At 64.9% G+C, this 14,055-nt stretch carries 11 protein-coding genes; 6 read left to right on the top strand and 5 right to left on the bottom strand.

What is annotated here, in order from left to right:
- Nucleotides 1-14: 14 nt before the first annotated feature.
- The 3 genes from MESS4_RS04775 to MESS4_RS04765 are packed head-to-tail and all read left to right on the top strand — an operon-like array spanning nucleotide 15 to nucleotide 2,259.
- Nucleotides 15-356, top strand: a complete 342-nt coding sequence (locus tag MESS4_RS04775) for a cupin domain-containing protein (RefSeq protein WP_006327194.1) — start codon at nucleotides 15-17, stop codon at nucleotides 354-356.
- Nucleotides 357-385: 29 nt separating this feature from the next.
- A complete protein-coding gene (locus MESS4_RS04770; protein ID WP_006327193.1) occupies nucleotides 386-730 on the top strand; it encodes a cupin domain-containing protein in 345 nt (114 codons plus the stop codon).
- A 20-nt stretch (nucleotides 731-750) separates the two neighbouring features.
- On the top strand, nucleotides 751-2,259 hold the full coding sequence (locus MESS4_RS04765; protein ID WP_006327192.1) for an aldehyde dehydrogenase family protein: 1,509 nt from the start codon (nucleotides 751-753) through the stop codon (nucleotides 2,257-2,259).
- Nucleotides 2,260-2,281: 22 nt separating this feature from the next.
- On the opposite strand, the gene MESS4_RS04760 is transcribed toward MESS4_RS04765, so the two are convergent.
- The 5 genes from MESS4_RS04760 to MESS4_RS04740 form a co-directional block, all read right to left on the bottom strand.
- On the bottom strand, nucleotides 2,282-4,339 hold the full coding sequence (locus MESS4_RS04760; protein ID WP_006327180.1) for a 3-hydroxyacyl-CoA dehydrogenase NAD-binding domain-containing protein: 2,058 nt from the start codon (nucleotides 4,337-4,339) through the stop codon (nucleotides 2,282-2,284).
- 121 nt (nucleotides 4,340-4,460) lie between these two features.
- Nucleotides 4,461-5,408, bottom strand: a complete 948-nt coding sequence (locus tag MESS4_RS04755) for an ABC transporter permease (protein ID WP_006327179.1) — start codon at nucleotides 5,406-5,408, stop codon at nucleotides 4,461-4,463.
- A gap of 3 nt (nucleotides 5,409-5,411) precedes the next feature.
- Nucleotides 5,412-6,389, bottom strand: a complete 978-nt coding sequence (locus tag MESS4_RS04750) for an ABC transporter permease (protein WP_006327177.1) — start codon at nucleotides 6,387-6,389, stop codon at nucleotides 5,412-5,414.
- Between the two features lies 1 nt (nucleotide 6,390).
- Nucleotides 6,391-7,842 (bottom strand): sugar ABC transporter ATP-binding protein, encoded by a 1,452-nt coding sequence (locus MESS4_RS04745; protein ID WP_036240709.1) that lies wholly within the window; start codon nucleotides 7,840-7,842, stop codon nucleotides 6,391-6,393.
- 116 nt (nucleotides 7,843-7,958) lie between these two features.
- Nucleotides 7,959-8,972: a substrate-binding domain-containing protein gene (locus MESS4_RS04740; RefSeq protein ID WP_006327174.1), complete on the bottom strand. Its 1,014-nt coding sequence runs from the start codon at nucleotides 8,970-8,972 to the stop codon at nucleotides 7,959-7,961.
- A gap of 208 nt (nucleotides 8,973-9,180) precedes the next feature.
- Here MESS4_RS04740 and MESS4_RS04735 point away from each other — a divergent pair, with 208 nt between their 5' ends.
- The 3 genes from MESS4_RS04735 to zwf are packed head-to-tail and all read left to right on the top strand — an operon-like array spanning nucleotide 9,181 to nucleotide 14,043.
- Nucleotides 9,181-11,598: a glucan 1,4-alpha-glucosidase gene (locus MESS4_RS04735; RefSeq protein ID WP_006327172.1), complete on the top strand. Its 2,418-nt coding sequence runs from the start codon at nucleotides 9,181-9,183 to the stop codon at nucleotides 11,596-11,598.
- A 31-nt stretch (nucleotides 11,599-11,629) separates the two neighbouring features.
- A complete protein-coding gene (gnd, locus tag MESS4_RS04730) occupies nucleotides 11,630-12,643 on the top strand; it encodes a phosphogluconate dehydrogenase (NAD(+)-dependent, decarboxylating) (RefSeq protein WP_006327171.1) in 1,014 nt (337 codons plus the stop codon).
- Between the two features lie 23 nt (nucleotides 12,644-12,666).
- Nucleotides 12,667-14,043, top strand: coding sequence for a glucose-6-phosphate dehydrogenase (zwf, locus tag MESS4_RS04725; protein WP_006327170.1), 1,377 nt, complete (start codon nucleotides 12,667-12,669; stop codon nucleotides 14,041-14,043).
- Nucleotides 14,044-14,055: the final 12 nt, after the last annotated feature.

Below are 14,055 nucleotides of genomic sequence, written 5' to 3'. Positions count from 1 at the left end.
CAGGGGTTGATGAAATGCCGACACCGCACTGGCCGAAGGCCTCCACTGTGGAATTGGAAGACTGGGGCGCGGGCAGCAATACGCTCTCCGGCTCGCCGCGCGCCTCGGGCAAGATCCTGTTCAAGCACGCGGACGGATCGAGCGAATGCGGCCTCTGGTCATGCACGCCGGGCACGCGCAAGGTCACCTTCCCTGCCGACGAGTTCCGCCATTTCCTGTCAGGGCGCGGCAGCTATGTCCACGAGAATGGCGAAGCGATTCCGGTCGAAGCCGGCACGCTGGTATTCTTCCCCGCCGGCTGGACCGGCACCTCTGAAATCACCGAAACGCTGACCAAGGCCTTCATGTGCCGGTGAGCACGTGAATCCGTTTCAAGGAAATCGAAATGACCACCCCGATTATGAAATCCCCGCTCGCCATCACCGACCTTGTCGACTGGGGCGTCATCCCGACAATGATCGAGGGTGAATCCCGCACCTCGGGCAAGCTGCTGCACAAGGGGCCGGAGGGCCGTTCCGAATGCGGCCTTTGGGTCTGCACCCCGGGCAAATGGCATTGCCACGTCACCGGCGACGAGTTCTGCCACTTCCTCGAGGGCCGCTGCACCTATGTCCATGAGTCCGGCGAGGTGATCGAGATCGAGCCGGATACGGCGGCGTTCTTTCCGCAGGACTGGAAAGGCGTCTGCACCGTCCATGAGACAATCAAGAAAGTCTACATGATCCGCTGAGCGGGCTTGAAAGGACGACCATGGAATTCTCCGCTGACCGGCCGGCTTTCTTCGTCAATCCGGATTACCGGCCGATGGCTGGCGCGGCGAAACCGGTAATCGACCCGGCGACGCTGGAGACCGTGGGCACAATTGCCGCCGCCGGCGACGGCGAGATCGACGCCGTGCTGACCGCGGCGACCAAGGCTCAGGCCGCGTGGAAAAAACTCGACGCCAAGAGCCGCGCCAAACATTTGCATGCCGTCGCCAACGCCATCGAGGCGGCGGATTTCACCCGCTGTGCCGAGTTGATGGTGCGCGAGATGGGCAAGCCCTATCCGGAAGCGATCGGCGAGATCGCCAATTGCGCGCCGATCTTCCGCTACTATGCCGAGATGGCGCGCGACGATGCCGGCAAGGTCGCCGGCACGACGCAGGCCGGTTCGTTCCAATATGCGCGCTACGAGCCTTACGGCACCTCCGTCCACATCATGCCCTACAATTTCCCGATCCTGCTGATGTGCTGGACGGTCGCCGCCTCGCTTGCCGCCGGCAATGCCTGCATCATCAAGCCGGCCGAGGCAACGACGCTGTCGACGCTGGACTACATGACGGTGTTCCGCTCGCTGCCGGAGGGTCTGGTCTCCTGCCTGCCCGGTGCTGCTGCCACCGCGCAGGCGCTGATCGCTTCCGACCGCACGCACGCCGTCGCCTTCACTGGCTCGGTCGCCGCCGGCAAGGCCGTCGCGGTTGCTTGCGCCGAACGCATGAAGCCTTGCGTCATCGAGGCCGGCGGCAGCGATCCGCTGATCATCAGCAAGCACGCGCCGCTGGAGGTGGCGGCGGCCGGCTCCGTCACCGCCGCGTTCCACCTCACCGGCCAGGTCTGCACTTCGGCCGAGCGGTTCTTCGTCGTCGATGCCGTGCATGACCGCTTCGTCGAACTGTTCGCCGAAAAGACCCGCGCGCTGCGCATCGGCAACGGGCTGGAGAAGAGCGAGATCGGGCCGCTGGTCAGCGAGGCCGCACGGGCGAAGGTGATGCGATTGGTCGACGATGCGGTGCGCAGCGGCGCTACGGCCGTTACCGGCGGGCGCATTCCGCCTGCGCACAACACCGGCTGGTTCTACGAACCCACGATCCTGACCGGCGTCACGCCTGACATGGCGATCGTGCGCGAGGAATGTTTCGGGCCGGTTGCCGCGATCTGCCGGGTGAAAGATTTCGACGAGGCGATCAGGCTCGCCAATGATAGCCCGTTCGGGCTTGGCGCCTCGGTGTTCACCACCGATCTCGCCGAGGCGCATGAAGCGGCCGAACGGCTCGAGGCCGGCATGGTTTGGGTCAACAACCCGCTGATCGACAATGATGCGCTGCCCTTCGGCGGCTGGAAGGCGTCGGGCCTCGGCCGCGAGCTCGGCCGCCAGGGGCTGGACGCCTTCCGCCGCTCGAAGATGGTGATCATCGACCACAAGCCTGAAATCCAGGGCTGGTGGTATCCCTATCCCGACAGCTGGTTCCGCGAGGCCGGCGGCCGCAAGCACGTTTGAGGTGGGACGACCGGAGCCGTGGTCACTCCCACGACCCGGTCTCGGCCATCCGCCTGAGCAGCGGCGACGCCCTGAAGACTTGCCGGCCGGTCCGCTCGTGCCAGTGGTCGAGCCGCGCGACGATCTTGTCTACCCCTTCGAGGCCGGCCCAAAACATTGGTCCGCCCTTGCCAACCGGAAAGCCGTAGCCATTGACCCAGACGACATCGATGTCGGAGGCGCGGGCTGCGATCTTCTCCTCGAGGATTTTCGCCCCTTCATTGACCAAGGGATAGAGCGTGCGCTCGATGAGCTCGTCGGCGCCGATGGTGCGCGGTGCTATGCCGTTCTCGGCCGCCTTGGCGCGGATCAGCGCTTCGACGTCCGGGTCGGGGACCGATACGCGTGAACCGTTCTCATAGAGATAAAAGCCCCTGCCGGTCTTCTGGCCGAAACGCCCCTGTTCGCACAGCGCGTCGGCGATCACGGCTGTCTGGCCGCGCGCCTTGCGGTTGCGCCAGCCTATGTCGAGGCCGGCAAGGTCACCCATCTGAAACGGCCCCATCGGCCAGCCGAAATCGGTGAATGCCCGGTCGATCCGGCTGGGCGTCGCACCTTCCAGTAACAGCGCCTCGGATTCCGCGCCACGCGCCGCAAGCATGCGGTTGCCGACAAAGCCGTGGCACACGCCGACGATGACCGGCACCTTGCCGATGCGCCGCGCCAACTCGACGACCGTCGCCAGCGCATCGGCGTCAGTCCTCTCGGCGCGAACGATCTCCAGCAGCTTCATGACATTTGCCGGCGAAAAGAAGTGCAGGCCAAGCACATCCTGCGGCCGCGAGGTCGATGCGGCGATTTCGTTGACGTCGAGATAGGAGGTGTTGGTGGCCAGGATCGCGCCCGACTTGGCCACCGCGTCGAGCCTGCCGAACACATCTTTCTTGACCGCCATCTCCTCGAACACCGCCTCGACGATCAGGTCGCAATCGGCGAGATCGCCATAATCCGTCGTGCCCTTGAACAGGCCGAGCCGCTGGCGCTTGGCATCTTCGCTCAACGAGCCGCGCGCGACGGAAACGGCATAGTTCCTGTCGATCGTCGCCAGCCCGCGCTCCAGCGCCTCACTGCTGGTTTCCAACAGGGTGACGGGGTAGCCGCCATTAGCGAAGGCCATGGCGATGCCGCCGCCCATCGTGCCGGCGCCGATGACGCCAACTCGGGCGACCTTGCGCCGTGAAAGATCCTTGCCTGAAATCTTTGCCGCCTCACGTTCGGCGAAGAACAGATGCCGCTGCGCGCGCGATTGGTCGCCTGCGACCAGTTTCAGGAACAGTTTTCGCTCCGCCGCGAGCGCTTCGTCGAAGGGCAGCGTGATGGCATTGCGGACGGCCTGCGCGCAGGCAATCGGCGCCTCGAGGCCCCGCGCCTTTTTGGCAAGCTTCGCGGCTTGCTCATCGAATTCAGGCAATCCGGCCGGGTCGAGGCGATCGTTGCGATCGCGCACCGGCATGAATGGCCCACCCTTGGCGGCCATGTCCCTGGCGAAGCTGATAGCGCGCGCCGTGAGGTCGCTGTCGAAGACAGCGTCCACCAGACCGGCGCCGAGCGCCTCGGCTGCATTGATTGGTGTTCCCGATACAATCATGCCGAGCGCTTTGTCTGCGCCGACGAGGCGCGGCAGCCGCACCGTGCCGCCGCCGCCCGGCGGCAGGCCGAGTTTCACCTCCGGCAGGCCGAGTCTGGCGCCCGCCTCGGCGACGCGGAAATGGCAGCCGAGCGCCAGTTCCAGGCCACCGCCGAGCGCCGTGCCATGGATGGCGGCGACCGTCGGCTTGGCGATCTCCTCCAGCACCGCGATGATGGGGCGCAGCTCCGGTTGCTGCACAGGCTTGCCGAATTCGGTAATGTCGGCGCCGGCAACGAAGGTCCGGCCGGCGCAGGCGATAACGATGGCCGCCACTGAGGGCTCGTCTCGCAACAAAATCAGCGCCTGCATCAGCGGCTCACGGACATGGAAGCTCAGCGCGTTGACGGGCGGGTTGTCGATATTGACGACCGCGACGCCGCCATCCCTGGTAACGCTGACGAAACTGGACAAACAAAACCTCCCGAGATATTGGCCGACTGCGACCGCGCGGACGGGATTTACAAGGCCGGAATGCGGATGGGAACCGGATGTTGCGCTGGCACAATGGTTGCCCGCTGCAGAACCCCTATTGCTAGCGCAGCGCTTTCTGGCCACCCGCAGCCGTAATCACGCCGACGATGATCAGCCCGGTCAGCACCAGCCGGACCCCGGCGCTCACGCCGAACGTGTTGAGCATCGTCAACAGCAGCACCAGGAACAGCGCCGCGCCCCAGACGCCAGGCACATTGGCTTTGCCGCCCGCCACCGACGTGCCGCCGATGACGACCACGGCGATCGACGCCAGGAGATATTCATTGCCGATGTCGACATTGGCGCCGCGGAAATAGCCGGCGAGCAACGCCCCGTCGAGGCCGCCGAGCGCGCCCGACAGCGTGTAGGTGAGGAAGCGGATGCGGCCGACTTTGACGCCGGCGAGCCACGCGGCGCGGATGTTCTGGCCGATCGCCAGCACCGAGCGGCCATAGATCATGCGCTGCAGCGCGATCGCCGCGCCGATGGTGAACAGCACGGTGAGGATAGCCAGCACCGGAATGCCCAGGATCTGCCAGTTGGTGAAATCGGCAAAGCCTGGCGGCGGCTTGATCTGCAGGCCGCGCCCATAGCTGATGTCGATCGACTGGATGATGAAGCTGGCCGACAGCGTGGCGATGATCGGCGGAATGCGCAGCGCCCAGATCAAGAGGTAGTTGGCGGCGCCGATCGCCATCCCGCAAGCGAGCGCCGCCAGCAGGCCGACGGCAATCATCGCGTCATTGCCGTCCATGACTTTCATGGCGACGGCGCTGGCGAGGCCGATATTGGCCGGCAGCGACAAATCGACATTGCCTGGCCCAAGCGTGATGACGAACATCTGGCCGACGCCGACAATGACAGTGAAGACGGCGAGCGAAAGGGCGGCCGTTATCATGCCGCCGCCGCCATAGCCGCCGGTGAAGGCGATGGTCGCCAGCCACACCAGCAAGGCGCCGATGAACGACCAGATCCAGGGTTTGGCGAGCCATGCTTGCAGCGAAGCCATCGCTCACCTCTCCCTGCGGCTGATCAGCACCCGGGCCGCCAGCACGATGATCAGGATGGCGCCATTAGCCGCCACCTGCCAGTCGGGTGGGATATGCATGAAGGTGAGCAGAGGCGAGGCGGCGAGCGCCAGTGTCAGCGCCCCGAGCACCGCGCCGATCGGCGACACCCGGCCGCCGACGAATTCGCCGCCGCCAAGGATGACGCCGGCGATCGACAGCAGCGTATAGCCATTGCCGATATTGGCATCGGCCGAGGTGGTGATGCCGATCAGCGCCATGCCCGACAGCACGCCGAAAAAGCCTGTCAGCGCAAACAGCGCGATCTTGGTGCGAAGCAGCGACCAGCCGGCGCGTTCGAGCGCTGCGGCATTGCCGCCCGAACCGCGCAGGATCACGCCATAGGAAGTGCGCATCAGCCCGAAATGGACGACCGCAGCGATCAGCAGTGCGGCAATGATCGGGAAGGGAACCAAGGGCGGCTTGAAGGCCATCAGCGACAGCAGCCAGTCCGGCGCCTTGCCGCCGGGCTTCGGCAGGACGAGGATCGCCAGCCCCTGCCAGACGAAGCTCATGCCCAGCGTCACCACGATCGAGGGCAAATTGCGCAGATGGATCAGCGCGCCGAGCAGTGCATAGACGCCGATCGATCCGAGCAGGATCAGGACGCCGATGAGCGGCGCATCCTTCAGCCATGTCGCCGTGACGCAGCCGACGAAACCGACAAAGGTGCCGATCGACAGATCCAGCTCATTGCCGGCGATGACGAACATCTGCGCGATCGTCGCCAGCGCGATCGGGATCGCCAGGTTGAGCATCAGGCTGAAGCCGAAATAGCTGATGGCGCGCGGGTTGAGCCAGGCGATCGCCAGCAGCACCAGCACCAGCGACAGCGCCGGCAGCAGGCTGCGCAGCATGCGCGCCCTTGCAGCGCCGCGCGCCGAAGAATTGTTGTGGCTGGTTCCCAACGAGGCTGCCGTCATCTCAGGCCGCGTCGCCGAACGAGGACTGGATGATCTTTTCCTCCGTCAGCTCGTCGCGGCGAAGATTGGCGACGATGCGGCCGTTCTTGAAGACATGGATGTGGTCGCAATTGTCGAGCTCTTCTGTTTCGGTTGTGTACCAGAGGAAGGTGCGGCCGTTGCGAGCCTCCTCGCGCACCAAATCGTAGACTTCGAGCTTGGTGCCGATATCGACGCCGCGCATCGGGTCGTCCATCAGCACGATCTTGGCGTCGGACCCGAGCGCCCGGGCAAACAGCGCCTTCTGCTGGTTGCCGCCGGACAGCGAGAAGATGTTGTTGTTCATGTCGGGGGTGCGGATGCCGATCTTTTTCCGCCAGAATTCGGCGAGTTCGGCTTCGCGCTGTGGCGAGATCAGCAAACCGTTGCGCAGGCGCGCCAGCGAGCGGACGCCGATGTTCTGTGCAATCGACCATTGCGGGAAAATCCCATCCGACTGGCGGTCGCCGGCCACCAGCGCCACCGGCGCGGTGACCTCGATGCCGGCCTTGGCGCGCGACGCCGCGGCAAAGATCGCCAGCAGCAGGTCGGTCTGACCATGGCCGGCAAGTCCGGCCAGCCCGATGATCTCGCCGGCATGCGCCACAAGTTCCTTGCCGTCGTCCTGCCTGGCCGGGCGCGCCCGCACCCGCAGAGGCCCGGCCTCCGGCCTGCTAGCGGTCTCGGCTACAGCCTTCTCGCGCGCTTCCGCGCCGCCCATGGCCGTGACCAGCCTGTCGCGATCGAAAGCATTCGCCGCACCGGACGCGACGATCTTGCCGTCGCGCATCACCACGATGCGGTCGGCATTGCCGAGCACTTCGCCCAGGAGGTGCGAGATCAGGATGCAGCTTTTGCCGCTGGCGACGAAGCGCCGCACGAAGGAGAGCAACTGGCCGGCCGTATGCGCATCGAGCGAGGATGTCGGCTCGTCGAGGATGACCAGTTCGAGCGGATCCTGTGTCACCGTGAAAGCGCGCGCCACCTCCACCATTTGCCGCCTGCCGATGGAAAGATCGCCGGCGATGTCGTCGGCGGAAATGCTGTGGTCCGGGAAGATCTCGTCGAGCTTGGCCGCGATGAGATCGGCCGCCTTGCGCCGCCAGCCGAAGCCGCTGAGCGAAGCGTGGTTGATGCGCGTGTTTTCGGCGACGCTGAGATTGGGGCAGAGCGACAATTCCTGGAACACGCAGCGTATGCCGAGCTCAAGCGCGCGCGGCACCGAATAATTGTTCTCGATGCCGCCACGCACCGCGATCCGCCCGCTGTCGGGCATCAGCGTGCCCGCCACCATATGCATGAGCGTCGATTTTCCCGCGCCATTATGGCCGACGAGACCAACGCATTCGCCGGCACGGACATGGAAATCGACACCGGCAAGCGCCCGGACGGCGCCGAAATGTTTTTCGGCTCCGTCCAGTCTGATGATGTCCATATTGGCGGCGCCGAAGTGCTTTTCGGCGCCGTCCAGTGTGACGATGTCTGCCCTAACCTCCGGCATCCCTCAGCAATATCCGTTTGGCGACGCCTGCGGCAAGGATCGTGTCGGGCTCACTTGATGTTGGCTTTGATGGCCGCGATGGCGTCCTCTTGCGTGTATTCATGGCTGGCGACGCCGCCCTTGACGATCTTCGGCAGCTCGGCCTCGAAATCGTCCTGGGTGAAGGCCAGATACGGCACCAGCAGGTCGTGCGGAATATCGGTGCGGCCATCGAGTACCTGCTGCGCCACCCAGAAGGCGAGCGACGACACGCCCGGCGCGATGGACGCCGACCAGGTCTGGTAGCCGTCCTTGTCCTTCTGTTCCTTCCACCACTGCAACTCGTCCTGACGGTTGCCCATGATGATGGTTGGACGCGGCTTGCCGGCAGCGGCGAAGGCCTGTGCCGCACCGTAGCCATCGCCGCCCTGATCGACGACGCCGACAATATCGGGCAGCGACGGCAGGATCGTCGCGACCGCCTTCTGTGCCGTGGTCTGGTCCCAGTCTCCGGTGACCGAACCGACGATCTTGAACTCGGGACGGGCAGCGACACCCTCCAGGATGCCGGCATGGATGGCATCGTCGATCGAGGTGCCGGCAAGACCGCGGATTTCCAGGAGATTGCCGCCCTTGGGCTGGAACTTGGCCATCTGCTCGATTTCCTGCTTGCCCATGTCCTTGAAGTCGACGACGACGCGGTAGGCGCAGGGTTCGGTGACGATGCCGTCGAAGGAGACGACGACGATGCCGGCGTCGCAGGCCTGCTTGATGGCGCCATTGAGCGCATCGGGCGAGGCGGCGTTGATGACGATGGCGTCATAGCCCTGCAGGATCAGGTTCTGCACCTGGGCTGCCTGGGTCGGTACTTCCTTGTCGGCCGTCGTGAAGATGTCGGCGGCGGCGACCACCTTGTCTTCGACCGCCTTCTTGGTGACGATGCCGTAGCTGTCGAGCATCGCCTGCCGCCACGAATTGCCGGCATAATTGTTGGAGAAGGCGATCTTCTTGCCGCTGGTGTCGGCAAGCGCGGTGCCTGACGCGAGCATTGCCGCGAATGCGCCCAAAACGAGCATTCTCTTCATGTCATACTCCTCCCTGAGTTGCTGGTCTTTGTTGACTGCTGATGATTGTTAAAAGTTCACGCCCTGTTTTTTATCTATTGTCAGACAAATGCAGATGGCTCGCAAGCTGTCAACTGCAATCCGCGCCGGGTTGGCGATCAACTTGCGGTGCAAAGATTGAAAAGCCTGCGGTTCCTGGGCTAGGGAAGGGACCGGAGGCCAAAATCGGATGGCAGTGACGCCGACAGTTGCGCCGGGCGCGCCCGGAATTCCGGCGCGCTGGACGTCAAGCGCCAAGAGCGGTGTCGGCACCGCGCTTTCACTGGCCAGCCGCGTCTGGTTCACGATCAGCCACGGCATCCTCAACGAAATCTACTATCCCCATCTCGACAGCGCCTGCACGCGCGATATGGGACTGATCGTCACCGGCCCCGGCGGCTATTTCTCCGAGGAGAAGCGCGACGCCGAGCATAGTATCGAGCCGTTCGAGGACGGCGTGCCTGCTTACAGGCTGCTGAACACCGCCGCCGACGGCGCCTACCGCATCGAAAAGGGGATCATTACGGATCCGAAACGCCCTGCTCTGCTGCAGGAAATCACCTTCACGCCGCTGAAAGATGGCGTTTCCGACTACAGCGTCCATGCGCTGCTGGCGCCGCATCTCGTCAACGCCGGCATGGGCAACACTGCCTGGATCGGCGACCACGAGGGCAAGCCTGTCCTGTTCGCATCGGGACGCGGTGTCTGCCTGGCGCTCGCTTCGTCCCTCCCCTGGGGCACGTGCTCCGCGGGATATGTCGGCTTCTCCGACGGCTGGCAGCAGCTGCAGAACGGTGGCCGGCTCGATCCGGCCTGCCAAAGGGCCGAGGACGGCAATGTGGCGCTGACCGGGGAGATCGGCTTTTCGGCCGAAAACCCGAAGGTCTTGCTGGCGCTGGGCTTTGGCGCAACGCCGCAAGAGGCGGCCGAAATGGCTTCGGCCAGCCTGAAGCAGGGCTTCGAAGCCGCCGCCAAGGTCTATGTCGAAAAATGGCGCAAATGGCAGGCGGGGTTGCTGCCGCTCGACCGGCACACGGGGCCCGGGATCAACACCTACCGCGTCAGCACGGCGGTTCTGGCGGCACATCGGTCGATTGCCACGCCAGGTGCGGCCGTTGCCAGCCTGTCGATCCCCTGGGGTTTCAGCAAGGGCGACGACGATCTCGGCGGCTATCATCTGGTCTGGCCGCGCGACCTGGTCGAAACCGCCGGCGGCTTCCTCGCCGCCGGCGATCCGGCGCAGGCGCTGGAGATTCTCGGCTATCTCCGTTCCATACAGCAGCCCGACGGCCATTGGCCACAGAACGCCTGGCTCGACGGATCGGCCTATTGGCCTGGCATCCAGATGGATGAATGCGCCTTCCCGCTGCTGCTTGCCGACGCGCTGCGCCGCGCCGGACACCTGCCGCGCGCCAAACTGACGGCCTTCATGCCGATGATCGAGCGGGCTGCTTCCTATGTCATGCGCAATGGTCCCGTCACCGGCGAGGACCGCTGGGAAGAGGATGCCGGCTACAGCCCGTTCACGCTGGCCGTCGAGATATCAGCCCTGCTCGCCGCCGCCGACATGTTCGACGCTTGCGCTAAACATCAGCCGGCAAACTACCTGCGCGAAACCGCCGATATCTGGAACGACCAGATCGAGCGCTGGACCTATGTCACCGGCACTTCGCTGTGCGAAGAGGTCGGCGTCGACGGTTACTACGTCCGCATCACGCCACGCGACGCTGCTGGTGCTGCATCGCCAAAGGACGGCTACGTGCCGATCAAGAACCGGCCGCCTGGCGATACCGACCGGCCGGCCGAGGCGATCGTCAGCCCGGACGCGCTGGCCCTCGTCCGCTTCGGCCTGAGAGCCGCGGATGATCCGCGCATCGTCGACACGCTGAAAATTATCGACGCCACGCTGCGCTGCAACCTGCCGCAAGGGCCGGTCTGGTACCGCTATACCAACGACGGCTACGGCGAACACGCCGATGGCGCGCCCTTCGACGGGACTGGCCAGGGCCGCGCCTGGCCGCTGCTCACCGGCGAGCGCGCCCATTACGAGCTGGCGGCGGGGCGCAAGGACAGAGCAGCCAGCCTGCTCCGGACGCTTGAGGGCTCGGCCGGGCTCGGCGGCCTGCTGCCGGAACAGGTCTGGGACGGTCCCGACATGCCGGAACGCGAGTTGCGGCGCGGTGGCCCTTCGGGCAGCGCCATGCCGCTGGTCTGGGCGCATTCAGAGCATATCAAATTGCTGCGTTCGCTTCGCGACGGCGCGGTCTTCGACATGCCGCCGCAAGGGGTGAAGCGCTACATCAGGGACAAAACAGTGTCGCCGTTCCGGACATGGCGCTTCAACCACAAGGTCCGCACCATTCCCGGTGGCAAGATGCTGCGACTGGAGCTGCTGGCGCCGGCGATCGTCCATTGGAGCCGCGACAACTGGGTGACTGCCCATGACAACCGGACCACCGAGAATGCCTTTGGCATCCATCTCGTGGATTTGCCTGTCGCCGACGTTCCACCCGGCACTACGATCGTCTTTACTTTTCTCTGGTCCGATGCCGGCCGATGGGAGAATGTCGACTTTTCCGTCGGCATCGACAGGTCGGACGGCCAATGATTTCGATTCCTCAAGCCACCGGGACAAGACCATGCAGATAGGAATGATGGGACTGGGCAGGATGGGCGCCAACATGGTGCGGCGCCTGCTGCGCGACGGCCACGAATGCGTCGTCTATGACATCAACCCGGCCAGCGTCGCGGCCCTGGTCAAGGATGGCGCGATCGGCGCCGCCTCGATGGAGGAGTTCGTCGGCAAGCTGACCAAACCGCGCAGCGCCTGGCTGATGCTGCCGGCGGCGATCACCGGCAAGATCGCCGACCAGGTGGCGGCGCTGATGGAGCCTGGCGACATCATCATCGACGGCGGCAACTCCTATTACCACGATGCCGTCAACCAGGCCGCCGAGCTCGCGGCCAAGGGCTTGCACTATGTCGATGTCGGCACCAGCGGCGGCGTCTGGGGCCTCGATCGCGGCTATTGCCTGATGATCGGCGGCCCCGATGGCGCGGTCCAGCATCTCGATCCGATCTTCGCGACGCTGGCGCCGGGCGCCGATGCCGGCGCCACGCCGGCCAAGGACGCCGGAACCGCGCCCTTCGGCTATCTCCATTGCGGACCGAGCGGCGCCGGCCATTTCGTCAAGATGGTCCATAACGGCATCGAATACGGTGTCATGGCCGCCTATGCCGAAGGCATGAACATCCTGAAGTCGGCGAATGCGGGCAAGCGCAAACGCACGGCGGACGCCGAGACCAGCCCGCTGGAGAACCCGCAGTATTACCAGTTCGACATCGATCTTGCCGAGGTGGCCGAGGTCTGGCGGCACGGCAGCGTCATCGGCTCCTGGCTGCTTGACCTGACGGCCGGCGCGCTGAAGAACGACTCCGCGCTAACCCAGTTCGGCGGCCGGGTTTCGGATTCCGGCGAAGGCCGCTGGACGCTGAAGGCGGCCATCGACACCGGCGTGCCGGCGCCGGTGCTGTCCTCGGCCCTGTTCGACCGCTTTTCCTCGCAGGGCGAATCCGAATTCGCCGACAAGCTGCTGTCCGCCATGCGCTTTGCTTTCGGCGGCCATGTCGAGAAATCGAAGACCGGCTCGTGACGCGCAACCAGGGAGACACGCTCATGAGCCAGGAACGGTCCGACACGCTGGTGCTTTTCGGGGCGACCGGCGATCTCGCCCACAAGAAGATATTCCCCGCACTCTACCAGATGGTCGCCAAGGGCACCCTCACCGAGCCGGTGATCGGCGTCGCCTTCGACCCCTGGGACATCGGCAAGCTGCAGGCGCGCGCGCGTGATGGCATCGTCAACGCCATCGGCAAGATCGACGAAAAGATCTTCGCCAAGTTAGCCTCGCAACTGCGCTATGTCAGCGGCGACTACCGCGACGGGGCGACCTTCGACAAGCTGAAGAGCGCGCTCGGATCGGCGCGGCGGCCGCTCCACTACATGGCGGTGCCGCCGACCATGTTCGAGACCGTCGTCCAGGGCCTGGAACAATCCGGCACGGCGCAGGGCGCGCGGCTGATGGTGGAAAAACCCTTCGGCCACGACCTGCAATCGGCGCGCTGGCTGAACAGGGTGCTGCATCTGGTGTTCGACGAGCAGTCGATCTTCCGCATCGACCATTATCTCGGCAAGGAAGCGATCCAGAACCTGCTCTATTTCCGCTTCGCCAATTCCTTCCTCGAGCCGATCTGGAACCGCAATTTCGTCGAGAGCGTGCAGATCACCATGGCCGAGGATTTTGGCGTCGAGGGGCGCGGCCGCTTCTACGACGAGGTCGGCTGCATCCGCGACGTCATCGAGAACCATCTGCTCAACATCCTGTTGCTGCTCGCCATGGAGCCGCCGGTCGGCCGCTCGGCCGACGACCTGATCGACGAGAAGGTGCAGGTGCTGCGGGCCATCCGCACGCTGACAAAAGACGATGTCGTGCGCGGTCAGTTCAAGGGCTATCTCGCCGAGCCCGGCGTCGCGCCGAACTCCCCGGTCGAGACCTTCGCGGCGGTGCGCTTCTTCGTCGACACCTGGCGCTGGCAGGACGTGCCCTTCTTCATCCGCGCCGGCAAGAATATGCCCGTGCATGTCACCGAGGTGGTGGTGCGGCTGAAGCGGCCGCCGCTCGATGTTTTCGATCCGATCAAGCCGGCGGACCAGAACTACGTGCGCTTCCGCATCGACCCGCAAGTGGTGATCGCCATCGGCGCCCAGCGCAAGGACGCCGGCGACGACATGGTCGGCGAGCAGGTGGAGTTGACGGCACTCGACGACTCAAAGGGCGACATGCCGCCCTACGAACGGCTGATCGGCGACGCCATGAACGGCAACGGCCAATTGTTCACGCGCCAGGATGCGGCCGAGCTTGCCTGGCGGATCGTCGGTCCGGTGCTCGGCGACAAGACGGAGCCGCACTTCTACGAGCCGAAGACCTGGGGGCCGGTCGACGCCATGAACGGCTTCGGGCCACCTAATGGCTGGATCAATCCATCGAAATAGGTTCCGGAGCGA

This window comes from Mesorhizobium sp. STM 4661 (assembly GCF_000359125.1).
GTDB lineage: Bacteria > Pseudomonadota > Alphaproteobacteria > Rhizobiales > Rhizobiaceae > Mesorhizobium.
The sequence above is the reverse complement of the archived record's forward strand: the minus strand, read 5'-3'. Positions and strand labels throughout refer to the sequence as shown.